At 38.8% G+C, this 24,339-nt stretch carries 28 protein-coding genes and 2 pseudogenes; 27 read left to right on the plus strand and 3 right to left on the minus strand.

From position 1 onward, the window contains the following. Positions 1–24: 24 nt before the first annotated feature. Positions 25–1,350 (plus strand): branched-chain amino acid transport system II carrier protein, encoded by a 1,326-nt coding sequence (gene brnQ, locus BWR56_RS02420; RefSeq protein WP_196769369.1) that lies wholly within the window; start codon positions 25–27, stop codon positions 1,348–1,350. Positions 1,351–1,399: 49 nt separating this feature from the next. Here brnQ and BWR56_RS02425 read toward each other — a convergent pair whose 3' ends face one another. Continuing rightward, the gene (locus BWR56_RS02425) at positions 1,400–1,951 is read right to left on the minus strand and encodes a DUF1307 domain-containing protein (protein ID WP_076984389.1); all 552 of its coding nucleotides are present in this window, start codon (positions 1,949–1,951) and stop codon (positions 1,400–1,402) included. A gap of 317 nt (positions 1,952–2,268) precedes the next feature. Continuing rightward, entirely contained in the window at positions 2,269–2,820 is a 552-nt protein-coding gene (locus BWR56_RS02430; protein WP_076984390.1) for a DUF1307 domain-containing protein, read from the minus strand. 139 nt (positions 2,821–2,959) lie between these two features. Here BWR56_RS02430 and BWR56_RS02435 point away from each other — a divergent pair, with 139 nt between their 5' ends. The 22 genes and pseudogenes from BWR56_RS02435 (at position 2,960) to BWR56_RS02540 (ending at position 21,063) form a co-directional block, all read left to right on the plus strand. Continuing rightward, positions 2,960–3,997, plus strand: coding sequence for a M42 family metallopeptidase (locus BWR56_RS02435; protein WP_076984391.1), 1,038 nt, complete (start codon positions 2,960–2,962; stop codon positions 3,995–3,997). Position 3,998: 1 nt separating this feature from the next. After that, a complete protein-coding gene (locus tag BWR56_RS02440; RefSeq protein ID WP_049505242.1) occupies positions 3,999–4,460 on the plus strand; it encodes an HIT family protein in 462 nt (153 codons plus the stop codon). Between the two features lie 17 nt (positions 4,461–4,477). After that, on the plus strand, positions 4,478–5,194 hold the full coding sequence (ldcB, locus tag BWR56_RS02445; RefSeq protein WP_049505241.1) for an LD-carboxypeptidase LdcB/DacB: 717 nt from the start codon (positions 4,478–4,480) through the stop codon (positions 5,192–5,194). Between the two features lie 122 nt (positions 5,195–5,316). Next, positions 5,317–5,742, plus strand: coding sequence for a 50S ribosomal protein L11 (rplK, locus tag BWR56_RS02450; RefSeq protein WP_001085808.1), 426 nt, complete (start codon positions 5,317–5,319; stop codon positions 5,740–5,742). Between the two features lie 97 nt (positions 5,743–5,839). Further along, positions 5,840–6,529, plus strand: a complete 690-nt coding sequence (gene rplA / locus BWR56_RS02455) for a 50S ribosomal protein L1 (protein ID WP_001085675.1) — start codon at positions 5,840–5,842, stop codon at positions 6,527–6,529. A gap of 484 nt (positions 6,530–7,013) precedes the next feature. Then, a complete protein-coding gene (locus BWR56_RS02460) occupies positions 7,014–7,772 on the plus strand; it encodes a class I SAM-dependent methyltransferase (RefSeq protein WP_076984392.1) in 759 nt (252 codons plus the stop codon). An 86-nt stretch (positions 7,773–7,858) separates the two neighbouring features. Next, entirely contained in the window at positions 7,859–8,371 is a 513-nt protein-coding gene (locus BWR56_RS02465) for an adenine phosphoribosyltransferase (RefSeq protein ID WP_001049316.1), read from the plus strand. A gap of 185 nt (positions 8,372–8,556) precedes the next feature. Continuing rightward, complete coding sequence (gene metA / locus BWR56_RS02470; protein ID WP_076984393.1) at positions 8,557–9,501, plus strand: homoserine O-acetyltransferase MetA; 945 nt, start codon at positions 8,557–8,559, stop codon at positions 9,499–9,501. Positions 9,502–9,509: 8 nt separating this feature from the next. Further along, a complete protein-coding gene (locus BWR56_RS02475; protein WP_076984394.1) occupies positions 9,510–10,187 on the plus strand; it encodes a DnaD domain-containing protein in 678 nt (225 codons plus the stop codon). A gap of 96 nt (positions 10,188–10,283) precedes the next feature. Next, complete coding sequence (gene tpiA / locus BWR56_RS02480; RefSeq protein WP_049505239.1) at positions 10,284–11,042, plus strand: triose-phosphate isomerase; 759 nt, start codon at positions 10,284–10,286, stop codon at positions 11,040–11,042. Positions 11,043–11,231: 189 nt separating this feature from the next. Next, entirely contained in the window at positions 11,232–11,750 is a 519-nt protein-coding gene (locus BWR56_RS02485; RefSeq protein ID WP_049505238.1) for a Dps family protein, read from the plus strand. 209 nt (positions 11,751–11,959) lie between these two features. Next, positions 11,960–12,298 (plus strand): zinc ribbon domain-containing protein YjdM, encoded by a 339-nt coding sequence (locus tag BWR56_RS02490; RefSeq protein ID WP_001061600.1) that lies wholly within the window; start codon positions 11,960–11,962, stop codon positions 12,296–12,298. Positions 12,299–12,300: 2 nt separating this feature from the next. Next, positions 12,301–12,924 (plus strand): Pr6Pr family membrane protein, encoded by a 624-nt coding sequence (locus BWR56_RS02495; protein WP_076984395.1) that lies wholly within the window; start codon positions 12,301–12,303, stop codon positions 12,922–12,924. Between the two features lie 112 nt (positions 12,925–13,036). Continuing rightward, positions 13,037–14,188, plus strand: coding sequence for an MFS transporter (locus BWR56_RS02500; RefSeq protein WP_076984396.1), 1,152 nt, complete (start codon positions 13,037–13,039; stop codon positions 14,186–14,188). A 97-nt stretch (positions 14,189–14,285) separates the two neighbouring features. Beyond that, entirely contained in the window at positions 14,286–15,035 is a 750-nt protein-coding gene (gene truA, locus BWR56_RS02505; RefSeq protein ID WP_076984397.1) for a tRNA pseudouridine(38-40) synthase TruA, read from the plus strand. Then, positions 15,025–15,798, plus strand: coding sequence for a bifunctional hydroxymethylpyrimidine kinase/phosphomethylpyrimidine kinase (locus tag BWR56_RS02510; protein ID WP_076984398.1), 774 nt, complete (start codon positions 15,025–15,027; stop codon positions 15,796–15,798). The genes truA and BWR56_RS02510 overlap by 11 nt, the downstream gene beginning before the upstream one ends. After that, complete coding sequence (locus BWR56_RS02515; protein WP_076984399.1) at positions 15,776–16,246, plus strand: ECF transporter S component; 471 nt, start codon at positions 15,776–15,778, stop codon at positions 16,244–16,246. Before BWR56_RS02510 ends, BWR56_RS02515 begins: the two co-directional genes overlap by 23 nt. Positions 16,247–16,322: 76 nt before the next feature. Further along, positions 16,323–17,264 (plus strand): annotated as a pseudogene (locus BWR56_RS02520) (IS30 family transposase). Between the two features lie 204 nt (positions 17,265–17,468). Beyond that, positions 17,469–18,374 (plus strand): DNA-3-methyladenine glycosylase family protein, encoded by a 906-nt coding sequence (locus BWR56_RS02525; RefSeq protein WP_076984400.1) that lies wholly within the window; start codon positions 17,469–17,471, stop codon positions 18,372–18,374. A gap of 26 nt (positions 18,375–18,400) precedes the next feature. Further along, complete coding sequence (locus tag BWR56_RS02530; protein ID WP_076984401.1) at positions 18,401–18,907, plus strand: methylated-DNA--[protein]-cysteine S-methyltransferase; 507 nt, start codon at positions 18,401–18,403, stop codon at positions 18,905–18,907. Between the two features lie 103 nt (positions 18,908–19,010). Next, complete coding sequence (locus BWR56_RS02535; RefSeq protein WP_076984402.1) at positions 19,011–20,516, plus strand: type I restriction-modification system subunit M; 1,506 nt, start codon at positions 19,011–19,013, stop codon at positions 20,514–20,516. Continuing rightward, positions 20,506–21,063 (plus strand): restriction endonuclease subunit S, encoded by a 558-nt coding sequence (locus BWR56_RS02540; RefSeq protein ID WP_076984403.1) that lies wholly within the window; start codon positions 20,506–20,508, stop codon positions 21,061–21,063. The genes BWR56_RS02535 and BWR56_RS02540 overlap by 11 nt, the downstream gene beginning before the upstream one ends. Here the strand turns inward: BWR56_RS02540 and BWR56_RS02545 are convergent. After that, complete coding sequence (locus BWR56_RS02545; RefSeq protein WP_076984404.1) at positions 21,048–21,602, minus strand: restriction endonuclease subunit S; 555 nt, start codon at positions 21,600–21,602, stop codon at positions 21,048–21,050. The two genes, BWR56_RS02540 and BWR56_RS02545, sit on opposite strands and share 16 nt — an antisense overlap. A 70-nt stretch (positions 21,603–21,672) precedes the next feature. On the opposite strand from BWR56_RS02545, the gene xerA reads away from it, so the two are divergent. The 4 genes and pseudogenes from xerA (at position 21,673) to BWR56_RS02560 (ending at position 24,337) form a co-directional block, all read left to right on the plus strand. Further along, positions 21,673–22,659, plus strand: coding sequence for a site-specific tyrosine recombinase/integron integrase (gene xerA, locus BWR56_RS02550; RefSeq protein ID WP_076984405.1), 987 nt, complete (start codon positions 21,673–21,675; stop codon positions 22,657–22,659). A 13-nt stretch (positions 22,660–22,672) separates the two neighbouring features. Then, positions 22,673–23,206 (plus strand): annotated as a pseudogene (locus tag BWR56_RS10065) (restriction endonuclease subunit S); the annotation flags it as partial. Positions 23,207–23,221: 15 nt separating this feature from the next. Next, positions 23,222–23,836 (plus strand): restriction endonuclease subunit S, encoded by a 615-nt coding sequence (locus BWR56_RS10070; protein WP_206285420.1) that lies wholly within the window; start codon positions 23,222–23,224, stop codon positions 23,834–23,836. Between the two features lie 36 nt (positions 23,837–23,872). Next, a complete protein-coding gene (locus tag BWR56_RS02560; protein WP_076984407.1) occupies positions 23,873–24,337 on the plus strand; it encodes a hypothetical protein in 465 nt (154 codons plus the stop codon). Positions 24,338–24,339: the final 2 nt, after the last annotated feature.

Consider the following 24,339-nt stretch of genomic DNA (forward strand, 5'->3'; position numbering starts at 1 on the left):
TTTAGAAATATGAAGGAGATTTTTATGGCTAAAAAAGGTGCTCTAACAGGCTTGCTCCTGTTTGGAATATTTTTTGGTGCGGGAAACTTGATTTTTCCACCTTCTCTAGGTGCCCTATCTGGAGAACAGTTTCTTCCTGCCATCGCAGGTTTTGTCTTTTCAGGTGTCGGTATTGCCGTCTTGACACTTATCATCGGAACACTCAATCCTAAAGGATACATTTATGAGATTTCTAAGAAAATCTCACCTTGGTTTGCGACTCTATATCTTGCAGTCCTCTATCTATCGATTGGCCCCTTCTTTGCCATTCCACGTACAGCAACAACAGCTTACGAGGTCGGCATCAGCCCTCTCTTGTCTGAATCAAATAAAGGCCTAGGATTGATTGTCTTTACTGTGCTTTACTTTGCAGCGGCTTATTTGATTTCACTTAATCCATCAAAGATTTTGGATCGAATTGGACGTATCTTAACGCCAGTCTTTGCTTTGTTGATCGTTATCTTGGTTGTACTAGGTGCCTTCAAATACGGTGGAACAAGTCCTCAAACTGCTTCAGCTGCTTATCAAGCTTCTGCTTTTGGGACAGGTTTCCTAGAAGGTTATAACACTTTGGATGCCCTTGCCTCAGTTGCCTTCAGTGTGATTGCAGTTCAAACTTTGAAACAACTTGGATTCTCCAGTAAGAAAGAATACATTTCAACTATTTGGGTGGTTGGTATCGTTGTAGCTCTTGCTTTCAGCGCTCTTTACATTGGTTTAGGATTCCTTGGAAATCATTTCCCAGTACCAGCTGAAGTGATGAAGGGTGGAACACCAGGTGTTTATATCTTGTCGCAAGCAACTCAGGAAATCTTTGGTTCAACAGCTCAACTCTTCCTTGCTGTTATGGTAACTGTAACCTGCTTCACAACGACAGTTGGATTGATTGTGTCTACAGCTGAGTTCTTTAATGGACGTTTCCCACAAATCAGCTACAAGGTCTATGCCACTGCCTTTACCTTGATTGGGTTTGCTATTGCAAACCTTGGTCTTGATGCAATTATTAAGTACTCAGTGCCAGTACTGGTAATCTTGTACCCAATCACCATCGCCATTGTGATGATCGTGATTGTTAATAAGTTTGTAGCCCTATCAACACCGGGCATGCAGTTAACTATTGGGCTTGTTACAGCTATTGCTCTTGCAAGTGTCCTTGGAAGTTCCTTTAAAATTGAGTTTCTAGAAAATCTGATTAATGCCCTTCCGTTTGCGTCAGCCTCTCTTCCATGGCTAGTGCCAGCTATTATCGGAATCTTGCTTTCATTGGTTCTACCAAACAAACAAGAGAGTGATGTTTTTGAGATGGAATAAAAAAAATTCTTGGTCATCGACCAAGAATTTTTTGTATGAGCACGACTCATTAGTTGGTTTGTTCAGTATAACCAGCTTCTTTAAGCTTTTTTTTCGAAGCAGCAAAGCTTACACGGTTTCCAATACCATAATATTCATTCGGCATTGCTTTTTTCAGTTCGTCAAGACTTGCGACAGACATGTCAACCTCGATGTTTTGGATAACTTTTTCGTCTTGAATTTCAACTTTTTGTGTAACCCCTTTGACCCCTTCATAACCTTTATTAGTATCGTCAACAATTTGCTTAATACCTTCCGCGGTATTATTAAGTTTCTCAGGGTCAAATACATTATGAGCAGTTTGTTTTACAACATCATCCCCCTTTACAGTATAAGTCAAGGTAGAATGAATTCCAGGTTTGCTATTGTGGACAAATGTGTGGGTTTCTGTCTCATCTTTCTTTTCAGATGATTGTTGGCTGCTCTGCTTGGTCTCGCTTGACTGAGTTGTTTTATCTTCTTTGGTACTGCTGCTAGAAGGCGTTGATGCTTGTTTGGAGCATCCGAGTAGGAGGACAAGTGAAGCCACTAGGGCTAGTGAAGTTTTAACAAGAGTTTTCATGGAATTTCCTTTCATAATCAAAGTATTTTGTATTATAACATGATTCTACTACAAAATCAACTAGACCTCCCCTCTCATCTGACTTGACATGACAACGAATAGAAATTAGTCTAACGATTAAAGTTTTGTCTCTATCTGTTTCAAAAATCTTTTATCATATGGTTTATAAGGGTGTGAAGTTTCAAATGCACTTTTTATGGGATGGGGAGGAATCTATTGGACTCATCAGTTAGGAATATAGTAAAATACCCCAAGAGTTAGAGTTGTGTCTAACTTTTGGGGTGGACCTACACTAGTCTATATGAAATTTTAGGAGATTAGTTCGTCTTTTCTGTGAATCCCATTTTTTCCAGTGCTTTTTTAGAGTTTGAGAAACTGACACGATTACCGATACCAGAATATTCTTCAGGAAGTGCTTTTCTAAGTTCGTTAATGCTTGCAACTGAGAAATCAACTTCTAGATCTTGAACAACTTTTCCATCTTTGATTTCAATCGTTTGTTTAACACCTTTGAGTCCATTATAACCTTTGTATTTTTCTTCGATAAAACTCTTGACATCTTCTGGAGTTGCACCAAGGATTTCAGGATCAGCAATGTTATTAGCTGATTGCTTGATAACATTGTCGCCTTCTACAGTATAAACCAAGGTAGAAGTGATTCCAGAATTATTTTTGTTTACAAAGGTATGTGTCTTAGTTGTTTCTTTCTTTTCAGATGATTGTTGGCTGCTTTGTTTGCTCTCACTTGACTGAGTTGTTGTGTCTTCTTTGGTACTGCTGTTGGTAGGTGTTGATGCTTGTTTGGAACATCCGAGCAGGAGGACAAGTGAAGCCACAAGGGCTAGTGATACTTTAAAGTATGATTTCATATTTTTTACTTTCCTTTCATAATCAAAGTATTTGTATTATAACATGGATCTATAGTGAAAGCAACTAAACACAGTTTTTCTCCTTTTGAGAAGGAGTCTGACTAGAAAAATGTTATAATGGTAGGAAAGAGGTGAAGAAATGAATCAGACTATAAACTATATCAAAGAACTAACCGCTATTGCATCTCCAACAGGATTTACTCGTGAGATCTCAGACTATCTAGTCCATACTTTAGAAGAGCTTGGTTACCAGCCTGTTCGTACAGCCAAGGGTGGTGTCAATGTTACTATTAAAGGTCAAAATGATGACCAACACCGCTATGTGACTGCCCATGTGGATACGCTGGGTGCTATTGTCCGTGCAGTCAAACCAGATGGCCGTCTCAAATTAGATCGTATCGGTGGTTTCCCTTGGAACATGATTGAGGGAGAAAACTGTACCGTTCATGTGGCTAGCACAGGTCAAACGGTATCTGGAACCATCCTCATCCACCAGACTTCTTGCCATGTCTACAAAGATGCAGGAACTGCTGAACGCACTCAGGACAATATGGAAGTGCGTTTGGACGAAAAAGTAACCAATGAAAAGGAAACGCGCGCCTTGGGCATCGAGGTTGGCGACTTTATCAGTTTTGACCCGCGAACTGTCGTGACAGAGACTGGTTTTATTAAGTCTCGCCACTTGGATGACAAGGTCAGCGCAGCAATTTTGCTCAATCTTCTTCGTTTTTATAAGGAAGAGGGGATTGCATTGCCAGTAACAACTCATTTTGCTTTTTCAGTCTTCGAAGAGGTGGGCCACGGTGCTAACTCCAATATTCCAACTCAAGTGGTGGAATATCTAGCTGTCGATATGGGGGCAATGGGAGATGACCAGCAGACGGATGAGTATACAGTTTCTATCTGTGTCAAGGACGCTTCAGGTCCCTATCACTATGACTTCCGTCAACATTTAGTAGCTTTGGCGAAGGAGCAAGATATTCCATTTAAGCTCGACATTTATCCATTTTACGGTTCGGATGCTTCCGCAGCTATGTCAGCAGGAGCAGAGGTTAAGCATGCCCTCCTTGGAGCTGGTATTGAATCCAGTCACTCTTACGAACGAACACACATTGATTCGGTCGTGGCGACTGAGCGTATGGTTGATGCCTATCTCAAGAGTGCATTGGTAGACTAATATGTGCTTGATTTGTCAAAGAATTGAATGGATCAAGGCAGGGGAAAATCCTTACTTTGTAAAAGAACTAGAAACAGGCTATGTTGTCATTGGAGACCATCAATACTTTAAGGGCTATACCTTATTTCTAGCAAAAGAGCATGTCACAGAACTTCACCATATGGAGACTTCTGAAAAACTGCGTTTTCTAGAGGAAATGAGTTTGGTCCAAGAATCTGTTGCCAAAGCGTTTAAAGCTGAAAAGATGAATATTGAACTCCTAGGAAATGGAGATGCCCACGCTCATTGGCATCTTTTTCCGCGAAGAGCAGGTGATATGAAGAGTCATGGATTGAATGGCCGTGGGCCAGTCTGGTGGGTGCCCTGGGAAGAAATGGCGGCAGAAGATTGCCAAGTACAATCGCCAGAGCTGGAAGAGATGATTAAAATCTTATCTCATGAATTGGAGAAGCATTTGGCCTAAGAGAGAGGAAGAAAGAAATGAAAAAAAGATATGTCATTTTATCTGGTTTACTAGCATTGACTCTTGCAGCTTGTTCGCAAGAAAAAACCAAAGTTGAAGAAAATACTCAAAAGACGGAGCAAAGCAGTCAACCGGAAGGAACTGTAGGAAGCAAATCCCAAGCCTCTAGTCAGAAGAAGGCAGAAGTTGTCAATAAGGGAGACTACTATAGTATTCAAGGGAAGTACGATGAAATCGTCATAGCTAATAAGCACTATCCTTTGTCAAAAGACTATAATCCAGGAGAAAATCCAACAGCTAAAGCAGAGTTGCTGAAGCTCATTGCAGCAATGCAAGCGGCTGGCTACCCAATCAGCGATCACTACAGTGGTTTTAGAAGTTATGAAACTCAAACCAAACTTTATCAAGACTATGTGAATCAAGATGGTAAGGAAGCTGCTGATCGCTACTCAGCTCGCCCAGGTTATAGTGAACACCAAACAGGTCTTGCATTTGACCTTATTGGGACAGATGGAGATTTAGTTACTGAAGAAAAGGCGGCCCAGTGGCTCTTGGATCATGCGGCTGACTATGGCTTTGTTGTTCGCTATCTCAAAGGCAAGGAAAAAGAGACTGGCTACATGGCGGAAGAATGGCATCTTCGCTACGTCGGAAAAGAAGCCAAAGAAATTGCTGCAAGTGGTCTCAGTTTGGAAGAGTACTATGGCTTTGAAGGCGGAGATTACGTCGATTAAAAACGAAAGTTTTCTCTTGCATTTTTAGATAAATAGTGTATAATGGAAAGGTATGTGTAAAGCATACTTGTGGGAGGTAAAAATCTCTAATTACCGCCAAAACCACAAAGGAGGATTTAAAAATGGCTAAAAAAGTCGAAAAACTTGTAAAATTGCAAATCCCTGCTGGTAAAGCTACACCAGCTCCACCAGTTGGACCTGCTCTTGGTCAAGCTGGTATCAACATCATGGGATTCACAAAAGAGTTCAACGCTCGTACAGCTGACCAAGCTGGTATGATCATTCCAGTTGTTATCTCAGTATACGAAGACAAATCATTTACTTTCGTTACAAAAACACCACCAGCTGCTGTTCTTTTGAAAAAAGCTGCAGGTGTTGAAAAAGGATCAGGTACACCTAACAAAACTAAAGTTGCTACAGTTACTCGTGCACAAGTACAAGAAATTGCAGAAACTAAGATGCCAGATTTGAACGCAGCAAACATTGAGTCTGCAATGCGTATGATCGAAGGTACTGCTCGTTCTATGGGATTCACTGTTGTTGACTAATCAATAACACCCCCAATATAACCCGCAAGACTTCATCATTTCGAGAAGTGACGTGGGAGATGAAAATCGATTGAACCACTTACAAGGAGAATAGAAAATGGCTAAAAAAAGCAAACAACTTCGTGCTGCTCTTGAAAAAATCGACAGCACAAAAGCATACAGTGTAGAAGAAGCTGTAGCACTTGCAAAAGAAACTAACTTTGCAAAATTTGACGCAACTGTAGAAGTTGCTTACAACTTGAACATCGACGTTAAAAAAGCTGACCAACAAATCCGTGGCGCAATGGTATTGCCAAACGGTACTGGTAAAACTTCACGCGTTCTTGTTTTCGCACGTGGTGCAAAAGCTGAAGAAGCAAAAGCTGCTGGTGCAGACTTTGTTGGTGAAGATGACCTTGTTGCGAAAATCAACGACGGTTGGTTGGACTTCGACGTAGTTATCGCTACACCTGACATGATGGCTCTTGTTGGACGTCTTGGACGTGTCCTTGGACCACGTAACTTGATGCCAAACCCTAAAACTGGTACTGTAACAATGGATGTTGCTAAAGCAGTTGAAGAGTCTAAAGGTGGTAAAATCACTTACCGTGCTGACCGTGCAGGTAACGTTCAAGCAATCATCGGTAAAGTATCATTTGAAGCTGAAAAATTGGTTGAAAACTTCAAAGCTTTCAACGAAACAATTCAAAAAGCAAAACCAGCTACAGCTAAAGGAACTTACGTAACAAACTTGACAATCACAACTACTCAAGGTGTTGGTATCAAGGTTGATGTAAACTCACTTTAATTAACAGATTTTTAAAAACGAGTACGAATGTGCTCGTTTTTTAGGTACAACGAGCATTCCGTTCATCTGAGGTGTAAGTCCTCTGTGGCTACCATATACTAGTAAACCCAAAAGTGATTCCCAAGCCTGACTATTGTGAGTAGCTGATCGAACGGCATTAGGATAGACTGTTTAAGTCTGACGTTGGAAATAAGAATCGACAGAGAAAGAGATAGAGAAATCTTGGCTATACGAATAGGCATGTGATAGTAAAGCGTATATAGCGGATAAGGAGGCCAGCAACTCTAAAGTACAAATATGTAGCCGTAACCTATATGCGTAAACTACGTGAGCAATTGAATTCGAACTAGAGAGGTGATTAATAGATTTATGCCTATAGTCATGGCAGCTTGTATGCTTTTGATTCTAGTTTATCAAATAATAAATTAGAATTGTCAGATAATATAATTTTGTGTTATAATGAAGAAAAAATAGAGGTGTTCAAATGTCAGAAGCAGGTCATAAGTTTTTAGCAAAACTGGGGAAAAAACGCTTACGTCCAGGTGGAAAACGTGCTACAGATTGGTTAATTGCGGAAGGAGGATTTTCAAAAGAAAAGAGAATACTAGAAGTTGCGTGCAATAGGGGAACTACAGCAATTGAGTTGGCACAGCGTTTTGGTTGTAAGATAACTGCTGTTGATATGGATGGACAAGCCTTAGAAGTGGCTAAAAAATCTGCTGAAACGGCAGGTGTTGGTCATTTGATCAGATTTGAAAGAGCAAATGCAATGAAACTTCCTTATGAAGATGCTAGTTTTGATATTGTTATAAATGAAGCTATGCTGACTATGCAAACCGATCAAGCTAAGAAAAAATGTGTAATGGAGTATCTAAGGGTTTTAAAACCTGAAGGTCTTCTTTTGACACATGATGTGCTTCTTAAGGAAGCTAAAGAGTCTGTCAGACAGGAATTGTCACAAGCAATTCATGTAAATGTAGGTCCTTTAACTCAAGATGGTTGGGAACAGGTGATGAGAGAATCAGGTTACCATGATGTGAAAATATTGACTGGTGAAATGACATTAATGAAATTATCAGGTATGATTTATGACGAAGGTTGGCTAGGAACTTTGAAAATTTGCGTAAATGCTTGTAAAAAGGAGAATAGAAAGCAGTTTTTAACTATGTATAAAATGTTTGCTAAGAATAAACAGAAATTGGGCTTTATTGCTATGGCTAGTTATAAATCGTCAAATCGTTAGATAATTATTGAAGTTAACTTTTCCTTTTTTCTTTCTTAAAAAATATGCTATAATAGAGAGTAAAAAACTTTGAAAGAAAGAAAAAGATGAATTTAAAAGATTATATCGCAACGATTGAAAATTATCCTAAGGAAGGCATCACCTTCCGTGATATCAGCCCTTTGATGGCAGATGGAAATGCATATAGCTACGCTGTTCGTGAAATCGTTCAGTATGCAACGGACAAGAAAATCGACATGATCGTGGGTCCAGAGGCTCGCGGATTTATTGTTGGCTGCCCAGTTGCTTTTGAGTTGGGAATTGGTTTTGCACCTGTTCGTAAGCCAGGAAAATTGCCACGTGAAGTCATTTCTGCTGATTATGAGAAAGAGTACGGTATTGATACCTTGACCATGCATGCTGATGCGATCAAGCCAGGCCAACGTGTTCTCATCGTAGATGATCTTTTGGCAACAGGCGGAACTGTCAAGGCAACGATTGAGATGATTGAAAGACTTGGTGGAGTTGTAGCCGGTTGTGCTTTCTTGATTGAGTTGGATGAGCTTAAAGGCCGTGAAAAAATCGGAGACTACGATTACAAGGTTCTTATGCATTATTAATGAAAACAGTCCTTGGGGCTGTTTTCTCTTCATCTGCTATATAAATTAACTATAGCTAGTTAGAGAAAAACTATAATTGAAAACTATATCTTCATACAGTATAATAAAGGGAAGAAGTATTTGGAGGTTTTTACTTTCAAACAGACAACATCATTCCCGAAATAGAGAACTGTTAGGAGGGTATTATGCCGATTCGAATTGATAAAAAATTACCAGCTGTGGAGATTTTAAGGACAGAAAATATCTTTGTTATGGACGACCAACGGGCCGCTCATCAGGATATTCGCCCCTTGAAGATTCTGATTTTAAATCTCATGCCTCAAAAAATGGTAACAGAAACGCAACTCTTACGGCATTTGGCTAATACCCCTTTGCAACTAGATATTGATTTCTTATATATGGAAACACATCGTTCCAAGACAACCCGTGCCGAACATATGGAAACCTTCTATAAGACCTTTCCAGAGGTCAAGGATGACTTTTTTGATGGACTGATTATCACAGGAGCACCAGTAGAGCATTTACCTTTTGAAGAGGTAGATTACTGGGAGGAATTCAAACAGGTCATCGAATGGTCCAAGACGCATGTTTTTTCAACACTCCATATCTGTTGGGGAGCTCAAGCAGGTCTTTATGTTCGCTATGGCGTTGAAAAGCACCAGATGGATCGGAAACTATCAGGCATTTATCCACAGGACACCTTGAAAGAAGGGCATCTTCTTTTTAGAGGTTTTGATGATCGCTATGTAGCACCTCATTCTCGTCATACGGAGATTTTAAAAGAAGAAATCTTAAACAAGACCAATCTGGAGATTCTGTCAGAAGGTCCTGAGGTTGGGGTTTCTATCTTAGCTAGTCGAGATTTGCGTGAGATTTATAGTTTTGGTCATTTGGAGTATGATCGTGACACTTTGGCAAGAGAGTATTTTCGTGATTATGAGGCGGGACTCAATCCTCATATCCCAGAGAACTACTTTAAAAATGATGATGTAAATGAGACGCCCTGTCTTTGTTGGTCTTCATCAGCTGCCCTCTTTTTCAGCAATTGGGTAAACTATGCAGTTTATCAAGAAACCCCTTTTGACTGGAGAAAGGTAGAGGATGATGCGGCTGCATTTGGATATCTATAAGAGGAATTATGACATATTTTGACGCTTTTAAATCAGGGAACTTGGTTTTGCCAAGTGCCCTGCTCTTGCATTTTAAGGAACTCTTTCCTTCCAGCGAAGATTTTCTCGTCTGGCAATTTTTCTATTTACAAAATACCACAGCACTAGGAGATGTTTCGCCTAGTCAGATTGCTGAAATCATTGGGAAAGAGGTGGCAGATGTCAACCAATCCATTTCGAATTTGACTGAAAATGGTTTGCTACAATATCGGACCATTGAACTAAATGGGGAAATTGAGCTGATTTTTGATGCTAGTTTGGCTTTTGAACGCTTGGATAGCTTGCTAGATACCCAAACTCCAGCTACAACTGCCCCAAATCCGCAAAATCAATTGAAGGATCTGGTTGAAACTTTTCAGCAGGAATTGGGACGCTTATTAACACCATTTGAAATCGAGGATCTTTCCAAGACGGTCAAAGAAGACGGAGTTAAGGCGGATTTGATTAAGGAAGCTCTCCGAGAGGCCGTCCTCAATGGGAAGCCAAACTGGAAATATATTCAGGCAATCCTACGAAACTGGCGCCATGAAGGCATCCAGTCTGTTGCCCAAGTAGAGGCCAAACGAGCAGAGCGAGAAGCCAACAATCCCAAACAAGTTCAGGCTTCGGCTGATTTCCTCGATGCCATGAATTTGTGGCAAGATTAGCCGCTTGAAAAATCTTGAAAATTAGAGTAAGGTTTGCAAGCTCCTTATAAATATGATAGAATAATAGTGAATAAAATGAAAAAAGAGGTATGTGAAATGTCACGTAAACCATTTATCGCTGGTAACTGGAAAATGAACAAAAATCCAGAAGAAGCAAAAGCATTCGTTGAGGCCGTTGCATCAAAACTTCCTTCATCAGACCTTGTTGAAGCAGGTATCGCAGCTCCTGCAGTTGATTTGACAGCTGTTCTTGCTGCTGCTAAAGGTTCAAACCTTAAAGTTGCTGCTCAAAACTGCTACTTTGAAAATGCAGGTGCGTTCACTGGTGAAACAAGCCCACAAGTTTTGAAAGAAATCGGTACTGACTACGTTGTTATCGGTCACTCAGAACGTCGTGACTACTTCCATGAAACTGACGAAGATATCAACAAAAAAGCAAAAGCAATCTTTGCAAACGGTATGCTTCCAATCATCTGTTGTGGTGAGTCACTTGAAACTTACGAAGCTGGTAAAGCTGCTGAATTCGTAGGTGCTCAAGTTTCAGCTGCTCTTGCTGGATTGACTGCAGAACAAGTTGCTGCATCCGTTATCGCTTATGAGCCAATCTGGGCTATCGGTACTGGTAAATCAGCTTCACAAGACGATGCACAAAAAATGTGTAAAGTTGTTCGCGACGTTGTAGCTGCTGACTTTGGTCAAGAAGTTGCAGAAAAAGTTCGTGTTCAATACGGTGGTTCTGTTAAACCTGAAAACGTTGCTTCATACATGGCTTGCCCAGACGTTGACGGTGCCCTTGTAGGTGGTGCGTCACTTGAAGCTGAAAGCTTCTTGGCATTGCTTGATTTTGTAAAATAATTTAAGTTATTCCAGACAGTCTTCTAAGACTGTCTTTTTTTATAGAGGTCATATATTTTTCTTAAATTATCAGTCTATTACAACTTTTTTAATATGGGTTAATTTTCTTGCTTTTGTCTACTAGGAGTAGTATACTGAGATAGTAATCAATAAATATGGTTGCAAAAATAATATTATGAGGTGATCAACATGGTTGAATTGAAAAAAGAAGCAGTAAAAGACGTAACAACATTATCTAAAACAGCGCCAGTAGCATTGGCAAAAACAAAGGAAGTATTGAACCAAGCAGTAGCAGACTTGTATGTGGCTCACATTGCCCTTCACCAAGTTCACTGGTATATGCGTGGTCGTGGTTTCCTCGTATGGCATCCAAAAATGGATGAATACATGGACAGCCTTGATGGCTATCTTGACGAAATCAGTGAACGTTTGATCACTCTTAGTGGCAAACCTTACTCAACTTTGACAGAGTTCCTTCAACACAGTGAAATCGAAGAAGAAGAAGGAGAATTCCGTAACGTTGAAGAAAGCTTGGAACGTGTTCTAGCAATTTATCGCTACCTCATCACTCTTTTCCAAAAAGCTTTGGATGTAACTGATGAAGAAGGTGATGATGTTACAAACGATATCTTTGTTGGGGCTAAGGCTGAACTTGAGAAAACAGTTTGGATGCTTACAGCAGAACTTGGACAAGCTCCTGGTCTGTAAGATATAGTTGCTACCCCTTTTATCATGAGGTGCTTGATAAGTGCCCATGACCAATCATCTTTTAAAAGTCATGTAACTGTAAACAGTTGCATGATTTTTTTGTTTGCTGGACTTAGGACACATTGTCAAAAGTAGGATTTTACGGTATAATAGTTGCTGTTCAATAACATATGAATTTTAAAGAATAATTGTTAGTTTAAGGAGGACTTATGAACAACTTACCAAATTGCCCAAAATGTAATTCAGAATATGTCTACGAAGACGGAAGTCTCTTGGTCTGCCCAGAGTGTGCCTATGAGTGGAATCCTGCAGAAGTTGCAGAAGTAGAAGAAGGTGTAGTTGCTATCGATGCCAATGGAAATAAACTGGCTGACGGCGATACTGTGACCCTTATCAAGGACTTGAAAGTAAAAGGTGCGCCAAAGGATTTGAAACAAGGAACTCGTGTTAAAAATATCCGTATCGTAGAAGGTGACCACAACATCGACTGTAAGATTGATGGTTTTGGAGCTATGAAACTCAAATCAGAATTTGTTAAGAAAATCTAGCCATGAAACTGAATTATAAATTTATCTTTTATAGCCGTGTGCTCTTGTTCTTAGCAGCATTTACAGGAGTTTATTTGGAGATTACCAAGCACGGTGGCTTTGGTATGCTCCTTTACTACACAGTGTTGTCCAATCTTTTGGTAACGATTTTCACGGGCTATCTGCTCCGTGTGATGAGCCGTTCAGGTGAAAATTGGCAAAGTCCGATCTTGCTTCGTCTCAAGGGTGGTGTCACCATGAGTATCATGATTACCTGTGTGATTTACCATTTTATGCTTGCTCCGATTGCGACAGACTTTTACCGAGTGGAAAATTTCCTTTGCCACTATATCGTTCCACTTTGGTTTTTAGCTGACACCCTCTTCTTTGATAAACGGGGTCAATACAAGATCTGGGATCCAGTCTTGTGGACCATTTTGCCCTTGGTTTATATGATTTTTGCCTTGTTTAATGGCCTGGTCTTAAAACTCAATATTCCGAATTCCAAGGACAATCCCTTCCCTTATTTCTTTTTAAATGTGAACAAGGGTTGGGACGTGGTTATCAAATGGTGTTTGATCATTTTTGCGGCGTATATGGTTGCAGGATTTATCTTCTACCTAATCAAGCAAATCAAGCGAAAATAGTCTTCCTATTAGGAAAGTTAGGACGGAGTCTCTAGTTCAATCGGGCTCCTTCTTTTCTTGCCATCTTCCTTTTAAAAGGATCAACAGTGAGAAATATACAGAAAGAAAATTCATGAAACAATATTTAGAACGGGCTAGTATTTTGGCCCTCTCCCTCGTTTTGATTACCTCCTTTTCCATCTCAAGTGCTCTGCCAGCCATGTTTGACTACTATCAAGGCTATCCCAAAGAACAAATCGAGCTCCTGGTCAGTCTTCCTTCTTTTGGAATTATGATTATGCTGGTTTTAAATGGGTTTTTGGAGCGGTTATTTCCTGAGCGACTTCAGATTAGTCTAGGACTTCTCATCCTTTCTATCGGTGGAACTGCCCCTTTCTGGTATCAGGAGTACAACTTTGTCTTTGCGATGCGGATTTTATTTGGCTTGGGTGTTGGAATGATTAATGCCAAGGCCATTTCCATCATTAGCGAACGCTATCATGGAAAGACACGGATCCAGATGTTGGGTCTTCGCGGATCAGCAGAAGTTGTCGGGGCATCGATTTTGACTCTAGTGGTAGGTCAACTCTTATCCTTGGGATGGACAGTGACCTTCTTGGCCTACAGTGCGGGATTTTTAGTATTGATTCTTTATCTGCTCTTTGTCCCTTATGGGAAAGAAAAGAAAGAAACAAAGAAAAAAGAGGCCGAAACGACTCGTTTGACAGGAAAGATGAAAGGATTAATTTTTCTATTAGCTGTCGAAGCAGCAGTTGTTGTCTGCACCAACACAGCTATCACCATTCGTATTCCTAGTCTGATGGTGGAAAGAGGTCTAGGGGATGCCCAGTTATCGAGCTTGGTTTTAAGTATCATGCAGTTGATTGGTATCTTGGCAGGTGTGAGTTTTTCTTTCTTTATCTCTCTGTTTAAAGAAAGGTTGCTCCTTTGGTCAGGTATTACCTTTGGATTGGGGCAGATTGTGATTGCCTTATCTCCGTCATTGGGTGTGATGGTGGTTGGAAGTGTTGTGGCAGGTTTTTCTTATAGTGTGGCCTTGACCACTGTCTTTCAGCTTCTTTCTGAAAGAATCCCAGCTAAGCTCCTTAATCAAGCAACATCTTTTGCAGTGCTAGGATGCAGCTTTGGAGCCTTTACGACACCTTTCATTCTTGGGGCGATTGGCTTGGTGACTCAAAACGGTATGTTGGTCTTCACCATTCTAGGCTGCTGGTTGATTGTCACTTCTATCTTTGTTATGTACGCACTTCAAAAGAGAGCTTAGGATTAATTTCCTAAGTTTTTCTTTTTGAAATTTGTACCCAGACAATTATTGGTTTTTAAACTTGTTTACACTTTTATTTCCTGATAAAATAGAAGTTATGACAAGATATAAAGCAACTATTTCCTATGATGGTTATGCCTTTGCTGGTTTTCAGCGCCAGCCTTATGCGCGGAGCGTGCAAGAGGAAATTGAGAAAACCTTAATAAGACTCAATAAGGGGCAAGCCATCGCTGTTCATGGTGCTGGTAGGACGGATAGTGGGGTCCATGCTCTGGGACAGGTCATTCATTTTGATCTGCCCTATCAGATGGATGAGGAAAAACTCCGTTTTGCTCTGGATACCCAGTCTCCAGAAGATATTGATGTGATTTCAATTGAGATTGTGACCGATGATTTTCATTGCCGTTATGCCAAACACAGCAAGACCTATGAGTTTATCGTGGATAGAGGACGTCCCAAAAATCCTATGCGTCGTCACTACGCTACTCACTTTCCCTATCCGCTTGATGTAGAGCGGATGCAGATGGCAATCAAAAAGCTAGAAGGAACCCACGATTTTACCGGTTTTACAGCATCTGGAACCAGTGTAGAGGACAAGGTTCGTACCATTACAGAAGCCAGTCTTAGTGTTGATGAGATAGGGCAGTTTTTGACCTTTACCTTTTCAGGAAATGGTTTCTTGTATAAGCAGATTCGCAATATGGTGGGGACGCTGCTCAAAATCGGAAATAATCGAATGCCAGTTGAGCAGATTGACTTGATTTTGGAGAAGAAGGACAGGCAACTTGCAGGTCCAACGGCGGCACCAAATGGCTTGTATTTAAAGGAGATTCGTTATGAAGAATAATCGTATTTTAGCCCTTTCTGGGAATGATATTTTTAGTGGTGGTGGTTTGTCAGCTGATTTGGCCACCTATACCTTAAACGGCTTGCATGGCTTTGTTGCAGTGACTTGTTTGACGGCTTTGACCGAAAAGGGCTTTGAAGTCTTTCCTACGGATGATACTATTTTCCAACATGAGTTGGATAGTTTGCGTGATGTGGAGTTTGCAGGGATTAAGATTGGCCTTCTCCCTACTGTCAGTGTGGCTGAGAAAGCATTGGACTTTATCAAGCAACGTCCAGGAGTGCCTGTGGTATTGGACCCTGTCTTGGTCTGCAAAGAAACTCACGATGTAGCTGTCAGTGAACTCTGTCAAGAGTTGATTCGCTTTTTCCCTCATGTCAGTGTGATTACGCCAAATCTTCCTGAAGCAGAATTGTTAGCTGGTCAGGAAATTAAAACTTTGGAAGATATGAAGGCTGCAGTTCAGAAATTGCATGATTTAGGAGCGCCAGCAGTCATTATCAAGGGAGGCAATCGCCTCAGTCAGGACAAGGCAGTGGATGTCTTTTATGATGGACAAACTTTCACTGTTCTAGAAAACCCAGTCATTCAAGGCCAAAATGCTGGTGCAGGATGTACCTTTGCCTCAAGCATCGCCAGTCACTTGGTTAAAGGGGATGAACTTTTACCAGCAGTAGAGAGCTCGAAAGCTTTCGTTTACCGTGCCATTGCACAAGCAGATCAATATGGAGTAAGACAATATGAAGCAAACCAAAACAACTAAAATCGCACTTGTATCTCTTCTAACCGCTCTTTCAGTAGTTCTAGGTTATTACTTGAAAATTGGAACGCCAACAGGAATATTGACTCTCTTGGACGCAGGTATTTTCTTTACTGCTTTTTACTTTGGCAGTAAAGAAGGAGCTGTCGTTGGAGGACTAGCAGCTTTTCTGCTTGACCTTTTATCAGGCTTTCCACAGTGGATGTTCTTTAGCTTGTTAAACCATGGCTTGCAAGGTTATTTTGCAGGTTTTAAAGGGAAATGGCAATGGTTGGGCTTAGTCTTAGCTACTATCGTCATGGTAAGTGGCTACGCTCTGGGCTCAACTCTAATGAATGGCTGGTCAGCAGCCTTGCCAGAAATCCTTCCAAACTTCCTACAAAATACCTTGGGAATGGTTGTGGGATTTGTAGTCTTTCAGAGCGTTAAGAAGATAAAGCCCAATTTGTAAAATTAAGCTAGACAGAAAAAGCCATCTATGTTAGGCTCAGATAAACACCACATTTGTCTGAAAGGAGCTAACATAAATGACCTATACTCATCTTACCACAAACGAGCTTGTAATGATAGAGGCTTACTATCAAGAAAACATAAAAGTTTCAAATATTGTGACTTCATTTGGCAGATCAAAACAGACAATCTACAATGTCATCAACTATCTGAAAGAGACACTCTGCTTATGATTACTATAAGCGATATAAAGTCAATAAGAAACGCTGTGGCAGGAATAAAACAAGTCTTACGCAAGCAGAAAAAGACTTTATTCAAACTCATTTAGATCTAAGCTGGATCCTTGATGTCATTAAGGGAGTTTATCCAGATAGGATTTCTTGTTCTATGAGAACTCTCTATCGACTAGCAGACCGTGTATTCTAAAGAAAGAGGATCTACCTTGGAAAGGCAAAAAAAACCCAAATGGTCATAGCGAAAAACGAGGAAAACAAGCGTTGCGCAGAGATTTACGTGAGAGAGTAGACAGTTAACCTAATTTTAAGACGGAATTCGGTCATCTAGAAGGGGATACAATTGTGGGAGAGAAACACAAAAGTGCAGTCATTACCTTAGTAGAACGCCTCTCAAAAGCCATCATCACACTGAAAACCAATGGACGGAAAGCAAGTGATATTGAGGCCTCCATCAATCAATGGTTGTCTCAAGTTCCCAGTCATCTCTTTAAGTCGATAACGTTTGATTGTGGGAAAGAATTTTCTAATTGGAAATCTATTTCGAATGCACATGACATTGATATTTTCTTTGCGGATCCAGGATGTCCTGGTCAACGAGGTCTCAATGAACATTCTAATGGCTTATTAAGACGAAATGGATTACCGAAACAAATGGATTTTACTAATATTTCTCAAAATTATTTATCAGCTATAGCTGATAAAAGAAATAGAATTCCTAGAAAATCATTGAATTATCAATCACCCTACCAAGTTTTTCTGAGTTACTTGAAAAGTCTAGCTTAATTTGACAATTTAGGATTAGCTCCCAAGAGCTAGAAGTCACAGACCCAGATGGGATTGTGGCAAAGCTCCAAGTCACCTAGTTAAATACGAGATCATCCCCCATCTGTTAAAGATACGGGGATTTTGTTTTTCTGATGAGAAAGCCAGATTGTTATATTTCCGCTTCCAAAATGATGGTATAATAATTAAAAGAAAGGTGTAGATATGTTAGCTAAAAATATAATCTATTTAGAAACGTCATCTATCTTTGACTGGGTACAAATTATTTCCTACTTATCAAGAGAGGAAAAGGAAGTGATGTACCAAGTTGCAAATGACAGAATTAAGCGCTTGTTTAAAGTCGAAAATGAATTTTATCTTTGTACGATTTTTTACAATGAGCAAGTTCAAGAGATATGTATCCAGGCGGAAAATCAGCCTATTTTTTCTGCTGAGGCTAGAAAAGTTATTAGCAATTTTGTCAGAGATTGGTTGGATTTAGATCAGTTGTTAGATGACTTTTATCAGTTTGCACAAGAAGATAATATTTTATCTCCTTTGGTTCAGAAGTTTTACGGACTTCGTTTGATTGGTGTCCCAGATTTTTATGAGGCTATTACTTGGGGAATTTTAGGACAGCAGGTAAATCTTGCTTATGCTTATACCCTAAAAGAACGTTTTGTCAAGAAATATGGCGAAGCTTTTCACTATAACCATGAAACTTACTGGCTTTATCCAAAGCCTGAGATGGTTGCAAATAGTGTGGCTGAGGAGTTATTGGAGTTGCAAATGACTCGTAAAAAAGCAGAATATTTACAAACAATATCAATGCTCTTGTATCAGGGGACCATTTCAAGAAGTTATTATCAAAAGTTAGATACAGCTGAGCAAATTGAAAAAGAGTTGCTTAAACTTTACGGTGTCGGTCCGTGGACGGCTCATTATGTGATGATGCGATGTTTTCGTATACAATCGGCTTTTCCGATGGCTGACATTGGATTGCAGAATGGCATATCTTATATACTTGGTCTAGATGAGAAACCGTCTAAGGAATTGCTATTAAAGTTAAAAAAAGAGTGGGGCACATGGTGTTCATATGCAGTTTTTTATATTTGGCGTTTACTTTATTAGTTGATTTTCATCGAAAAGGAGAAGAAATGTACAAAACTTATTACAAATCCCCAATCGGCCGTATTCTCATCTTGACAGACGGAAATGCCTTGCTGGGACTTTGGCTTGAGGAACAGAAATATTTTGGGGCAGGCTACGATTTGGAGCAAGCGCAACAGGAAGAGACAGAAGTCAGCCGACGCGTCTCTGCTTGGCTGGATGCTTATTTCAAGGGAGAAAATCCCGCGACAGATGAAATTCTATTGGCACCTCAAGTGACTGAGTTTAGAAGCAAGGTTCTGACAGTGCTGCAGAAGATTCCCTATGGGCAAACGGCTACCTATTCAGATATTTTGCGGGAGTTGCAGGCTGAGTATGGAAAAATTGGCTCTGCTAGAGCAGTTGGTAGCGCCATCGGTCATAATCCCATTTCCCTTCTGATTCCCTGCCACCGGATTGTCGGAAGCGACGGCAAATTGACCGGTTATGCCGGCGGCCTTGATAAAAAATCCTTCTTGTTGAAACTAGAGGCAGGGGAGAAAACAAGAGAATGACTGTTTTAAACTATTGATAAGCTAAAAAAGCATCGTTCGGTGCTTTTTAACTTACTTTAAATATGGTAAAATGGATGTGATTAAAATAGGAAAAGAGTATAAAATGGCGAAAAAATCAAACGCAAATATTGGATTTGAAAAGGAACTATGGGATGCTGCAGATTCACTTCGGGGGCACATTTCAGCGTCAGAGTACAGAAAAGTTATTGTCGGTCTCATCTTTTTAAAATATGTATCAGATGCTTTTGAAGAAAAATACCAACAATTACTTGCAGAGGGTGACGGATTTGAGAATGATCCTGATGCATATTCAGAGGAGAATATTTTCTTCGTCCCTGAAATAGCTAGATGGCAATTTATTGCGAGTCATGCCCATTCTTCGGAAATTGGCACAGTCTTGGATTCAGCTATGCGTGAAATTGAAAAGGATAATCCTAGTCTAGAGAATGTCCTTCCTCAAATCTATGCAAGTCCAGACTTAGATAAGCGAGTTTTAGGGGAAGTTGTAGATATTTTTACTAATATTCAAATGTATGAAGGTGAGAATGAAAAAGATTTACTTGGGCGTGCTTATGAATATTGTATTGAACAGTTTGCGGCATATGAAGGAAAACGAGGCGGTGAATTTTATACTCCGACCAGTATCGTAAAAACGATTGTAGAAATATTAAAGCCTTATAGAGGCCGTGTTTATGATCCTGCTTGTGGCTCAGGTGGTATGTTTGTTCAGTCAGCTAAGTTTATAGAGAATCATAGTGGGAATATTAATAATTTATCTGTTTTTGGTCAAGAATCTAATGCAGATACTTGGAAGATGGCCAAGATGAACATGGTTATCCGAGGTATTGATGCGGATTTTGGTGAGCACCAAGCGAACAGCTTTTTCAATGATTTACATCCGACACTAAAAGCTAACTATATCATGGCTAATCCCCCTTTTAATATTTCCAACTGGGGAGCAGATAAACTGCAAGATGATATTCGCTGGAAATACGGAACGCCACCTAATAGCAATGCAAACTATGCTTGGATTCAGCACATGATTCATCACATGGATCCTAGTAATGGCAAGGTTGGCTTGGTTCTGGCAAACGGCTCACTCTCATCGACTCAGAGCGGTGAAGGGGACATTCGTAAAAAAATTATCGAAGATGACTTAATTGAGGGAATTATAGCTCTTCCAGCTAATCTCTTTTACAGTGTAACTATTCCAGCCTGTCTCTGGTTTATCAGTAAAAATAAAAAACAAAAAGGAAAGACGCTGTTTATCGATGCTCGAAATATGGGAGAAATGATTGACCGTAAGCATCGCGACTTTATCGACGAAGACATTAAGAAGTTGGCAGATACCTTTGAAGCCTTTCAAAATGGAAACCTTGAAGATGTTAAAGGTTTTTGTGCGTCTGTTGAAACAGCAGAAATTGCAAAGCAAGATTTTATTCTTACGCCAGGGCGTTATGTAGGTATTGAGGAAAAAGAAGATGACGGAGAACCATTTGAAGAGAAGATGGACCGACTGACGACAGAACTATCAGAACTTTTTATTAAATCCCATAAATTAGAAGATGAGATTCGAGAAAGATTGGGGGAGATTGGGTTTGAAATATAAGGAGGTAAATTTAGGTGAACTTGTTAGCTTTGTTTCAAAAGGTATTCCACCAAAATATATTGAGACTAAATCCGATAATACTATCGTTGTACTTAATCAAAGGACGAATAGAAATTTTCAAATTGATTACTCTTTGTCACGGTTAAATGATTTATTGAAGAAAAAAGTACCTACAAATAAGATACTAATAGATTATGATATTTTGATAAATTCTACAGGCGTTGGAACAGCAGGACGAGTTGCTCAATTAGTAAAAGTACCTGAATTGACTACTGTAGATGGACATATGATAATTGTTAGACCAGATGAAGAGAAAATAGATCCTTTGTATTTAGGTTATGCTCTTAAAGCACAACAAGTAAAAATTGAAGGATTACAAGAAGGATCAACTGGGCAGACTGAGTTAAATCGACAACGATTATTGAATGATATTATTATACAATTTCCTGAATCAAGAAAATTACAACAAGATATTTCCAGACTATTCTTTTCACTTGATGAAAAGATTGAGAATAATAAAAAGATAAATCATCATTTACTGGCTTGATCAATAGAAATTTCGCCAGACAGAAGTTTTGGGAGGAGAGTGTCCCTAATATTAGTTAGTTTATCAATTTCTTTATTGTTGTTGGCTATATTCTCAATAAAGGAGTTGAATAAAAATAATTTTTCTTTATTACTTGTCATAAAAATATCAAAATGTTCTATCTGACCTTTTGTTATAAATTTTATGACAGAACCTCTATGTCCAGAAGTAATATCGTTTAAAAAATATTTAATTGCATAATACAGATAGCCAAAGTGTTCATCATTATTAGGGATTAGAACATAAGTTCTTTGGTAAGCTTCAAATTTTCCATTAAATATTTTAACATTAAAGTCTCCATTACCTGCCAATAAAATTGCTCTAGCATCAAATGAATAATTGTCCGTATAAGAAATGTTTTGAGAACAACTAAAAAACGGATATTCTCCTCCTTTTGCAATATTTGCATCTTTTTTGCCGGTAATAACAGGGAAGAAATCTCCTAATTTGTTGGTGACTTCTTTTTTACTAAACTCTTCTTTAAAAATAGATAAGGCCATCTGCTCTAAATGATGATTTATCGTTTTAAGCTATCCATAGAGTATAATAAAAACGAAAGGTAGGTAGCTTATGAAAGATAAATTAATCACACAAATTACAACAGATATGGCCAATCATTTAAGTACTCAACAATTAGAAAATCTGCAAAAGGTACTAATGGCGGCTTTTATCAATGTAGAAATTGCAGAAATAAAAACAGTAAATAAGCAGAAGAGTAATGAGAAATTGCTTGAGTTATTTATTTCTGCAAAGCGGATTGAAGGTTGTAGTGAAAAGTCTTTAAAATATTATAGAATGGTCATTGAGAATATGTTTACCAGTCTTAATTTGATTGTAAGAGATATAGCGACTAGTGACTTACGGACTTATCTTGCACATTATCAACGAGAACGAAAATCTAGCAAAGTAACTATTGATAATATGCGTCGGATTTTTAGTAGTTTTTTTAGTTGGCTTGAAGATGAGGATTTCATTCTCAAAAGCCCTGTGCGCCGGATTCGTAAGATAAAGACGGATAAAACGATTAAAGAAACTTTTTCTGATGAAGGATTAGAACTGCTGAGAGATACCTGTCATGAAATTCGTGATTTGGCCATGATTGATTTATTGGCTTCAACTGGAATGCGGGTAGGTGAACTAGTGAGATTGAATAGAGAGGATATTAATTTTTATGAAAGAGAATGTATTGTCTTTGGTAAAGGGAATAGTGAGCGAATCGTCTACTTCGACGCTAGAACAAAGATTCACTTGATAAACTACTTGGACAGTCGTCAGGATGATAATCCAGCTTTGTTCGTTTCCTTGTCATCTCCACATGATAGATTGCTAATCGGAGGGGTAGAAACAAGATTGAGACAACTCGGTGTAAAAGCAGATTTAAATAAAGTCCATCCGCATAAATTCAGACGGACATTGGCGACACGCGCCATAGACAAGGGCATGCCCATCGAACAAGTCCAGCACTTACTTGGCCATGTCAAGATAGATACCACCATGCACTATGCCATGGTCAATCAAGCGAATGTAAAAAATTCGCATAGGAAATATATAGGTTGAGGAGAAGTAGAAATTGAATAATTGGAAGAAAGTGAAACTTTCAGATATTATAGAATTTAATCCCCGAGAAACTTTGTCAAAGGGAGCTATTGCTAAAAAAATAGCGATGGAAAAATTAGAACCTTTTACGCGCGATATTCCCGAGTTTGAGTATTTTGAATTTAGAGGTGGTACCAAATTCAGAAATGGGGATACTTTAATGGCACGTATTACTCCAAGTCTTGAAAATGGAAAAACGTCTAAGGTAAATTTATTAGACAAAGATGAAGTAGGGTTTGGGTCTACTGAGTTTATTGTTGTAAGAGCCAAAGAAAATATTAGTGATGAAAATTTCGTTTATTATTTAATGATTGCTCCAAATATCAGAGGAGTTGCTATTAAATCAATGGTAGGAACTTCAGGCAGACAAAGAGTTCAGCTAGATGTTCTCAAAAATCACGAAATTCTATGTCCTCCGTTAAAAGAACAAATTAGAATTGGTAAAATTCTTAAGGTGCTAGATGATAAAATTGAGAATAATAAAAAGATAAATCATCATTTAGCGGCTATTAGTAAGAATTATTTGAAGATTTTCTATTCAAGTAATTCTATTAAATTAGGAGATATATTTGAATTAAAATCAGGCTATGCGTTTAAGAGTAAAGACTGGGTTGACGAAGGTAAACCAGTAATCAAAATAAAAGATATAGATGGGATAACTGTTGATATTACTAATCTAAATTATGTAAAAAATAAGTCTCAATTATCAAAGGCTTCAAACTTTGAGGTGTTTGGAAAAGAAATTGTAATGGCTCTAACGGGGGCGACTACTGGAAAAATCGGCGTTATTCCAAAAAATTTTAAGGGATATGTAAATCAGCGTGTTGGTTTATTTTATGCTAAAACAGAACTTTCTTATGCAGTCCTTTGGTCTATTTTGCAACAGCAAAATATAATTACAGACTTAATCAAACTTTCTAGCGGTTCTGCACAAGCAAACTTGAGTCCATTTTCAGTGAATAGTTATGACTTGAATGTAACATTTAAAGATTTAATTGAGTTAGACAAAGTACTCTCTCCTCTTTATGAGTTATTTTGTTTCAACCTTTCAGAAATTCAAAGGTTATCTAAACTAAGAGATACTCTCCTACCCAAACTTTTATCTGGTGAACTCTCTGTCAATCAAGCCAGTAAATGATGATTTAGCGTACAAAATGAAAAAGGTAGTATAAAATTGAAAGTTATAATTGATTTAGGAAATATTTGGGAAGCACTTTCAGCAATTGGTACGATTGGTGCAGTTGTTGTTTCATTGTATCTTTCTCGTAAAGATTCGATAAATAAAATACGGGTAAGTACACAAGTAATCATTCCAGTAGGTTCTTTGGATAAAAAAATTTATACTAATGTAACGATTACTAATGTTGGGAGACAGGAAGTAATCATTACTCAGATCGGAGTTACTCATTCAAGATATGCAAAAAAGAGATTTGCCTTTATAACAAACATGGGGGTTTTTAATAATACGCTGCCTAGTTATTTAAAAACTGGTGAGTTTGCTGATTTTGGATGTATTCAAGAAAACTTGAGACAACAGTTTATTAATAAGCATTTAAGTGGAAAAAAAGCTTATGGCTATGCTATTGATTCCCTAGGGAAAATATATTTTTCAAAAAAGTTTGTATTATTTGATGAATAGTG

The organism is Streptococcus oralis (assembly GCF_001983955.1).
GTDB lineage: Bacteria > Bacillota > Bacilli > Lactobacillales > Streptococcaceae > Streptococcus > Streptococcus jiangnanensis.

What these genes read in the sequence shown, in the direction of transcription:
- tpiA (WP_049505239.1), top strand. Translation starts at nt 10,284, where the DNA reads ATGTCACGTAAACCATTTATCGCTGGTAACTGGAAAATGAACAAAAAT.
- BWR56_RS02525 (WP_076984400.1), top strand. Translation starts at nt 17,469, where the DNA reads ATGTTAGCTAAAAATATAATCTATTTAGAAACGTCATCTATCTTTGAC.
- BWR56_RS02425 (WP_076984389.1), bottom strand. Translation starts at nt 1,951, where the DNA reads ATGAAAACTCTTGTTAAAACTTCACTAGCCCTAGTGGCTTCACTTGTC.
- metA (WP_076984393.1), top strand. Translation starts at nt 8,557, where the DNA reads ATGCCGATTCGAATTGATAAAAAATTACCAGCTGTGGAGATTTTAAGG.
- BWR56_RS02530 (WP_076984401.1), top strand. Translation starts at nt 18,401, where the DNA reads ATGTACAAAACTTATTACAAATCCCCAATCGGCCGTATTCTCATCTTG.
- BWR56_RS02510 (WP_076984398.1), top strand. Translation starts at nt 15,025, where the DNA reads ATGAAGAATAATCGTATTTTAGCCCTTTCTGGGAATGATATTTTTAGT.
- BWR56_RS02460 (WP_076984392.1), top strand. Translation starts at nt 7,014, where the DNA reads ATGTCAGAAGCAGGTCATAAGTTTTTAGCAAAACTGGGGAAAAAACGC.
- BWR56_RS02495 (WP_076984395.1), top strand. Translation starts at nt 12,301, where the DNA reads ATGAAACTGAATTATAAATTTATCTTTTATAGCCGTGTGCTCTTGTTC.
- BWR56_RS02490 (WP_001061600.1), top strand. Translation starts at nt 11,960, where the DNA reads ATGAACAACTTACCAAATTGCCCAAAATGTAATTCAGAATATGTCTAC.
- xerA (WP_076984405.1), top strand. Translation starts at nt 21,673, where the DNA reads ATGAAAGATAAATTAATCACACAAATTACAACAGATATGGCCAATCAT.
- BWR56_RS02465 (WP_001049316.1), top strand. Translation starts at nt 7,859, where the DNA reads ATGAATTTAAAAGATTATATCGCAACGATTGAAAATTATCCTAAGGAA.
- BWR56_RS02430 (WP_076984390.1), bottom strand. Translation starts at nt 2,820, where the DNA reads ATGAAATCATACTTTAAAGTATCACTAGCCCTTGTGGCTTCACTTGTC.
- BWR56_RS02475 (WP_076984394.1), top strand. Translation starts at nt 9,510, where the DNA reads ATGACATATTTTGACGCTTTTAAATCAGGGAACTTGGTTTTGCCAAGT.
- BWR56_RS02535 (WP_076984402.1), top strand. Translation starts at nt 19,011, where the DNA reads ATGGCGAAAAAATCAAACGCAAATATTGGATTTGAAAAGGAACTATGG.
- BWR56_RS02485 (WP_049505238.1), top strand. Translation starts at nt 11,232, where the DNA reads ATGGTTGAATTGAAAAAAGAAGCAGTAAAAGACGTAACAACATTATCT.
- BWR56_RS02515 (WP_076984399.1), top strand. Translation starts at nt 15,776, where the DNA reads ATGAAGCAAACCAAAACAACTAAAATCGCACTTGTATCTCTTCTAACC.
- rplA (WP_001085675.1), top strand. Translation starts at nt 5,840, where the DNA reads ATGGCTAAAAAAAGCAAACAACTTCGTGCTGCTCTTGAAAAAATCGAC.
- brnQ (WP_196769369.1), top strand. Translation starts at nt 25, where the DNA reads ATGGCTAAAAAAGGTGCTCTAACAGGCTTGCTCCTGTTTGGAATATTT.
- ldcB (WP_049505241.1), top strand. Translation starts at nt 4,478, where the DNA reads ATGAAAAAAAGATATGTCATTTTATCTGGTTTACTAGCATTGACTCTT.
- BWR56_RS02500 (WP_076984396.1), top strand. Translation starts at nt 13,037, where the DNA reads ATGAAACAATATTTAGAACGGGCTAGTATTTTGGCCCTCTCCCTCGTT.
- BWR56_RS02440 (WP_049505242.1), top strand. Translation starts at nt 3,999, where the DNA reads ATGTGCTTGATTTGTCAAAGAATTGAATGGATCAAGGCAGGGGAAAAT.
- BWR56_RS02435 (WP_076984391.1), top strand. Translation starts at nt 2,960, where the DNA reads ATGAATCAGACTATAAACTATATCAAAGAACTAACCGCTATTGCATCT.
- truA (WP_076984397.1), top strand. Translation starts at nt 14,286, where the DNA reads ATGACAAGATATAAAGCAACTATTTCCTATGATGGTTATGCCTTTGCT.
- BWR56_RS02545 (WP_076984404.1), bottom strand. Translation starts at nt 21,602, where the DNA reads ATGGCCTTATCTATTTTTAAAGAAGAGTTTAGTAAAAAAGAAGTCACC.
- rplK (WP_001085808.1), top strand. Translation starts at nt 5,317, where the DNA reads ATGGCTAAAAAAGTCGAAAAACTTGTAAAATTGCAAATCCCTGCTGGT.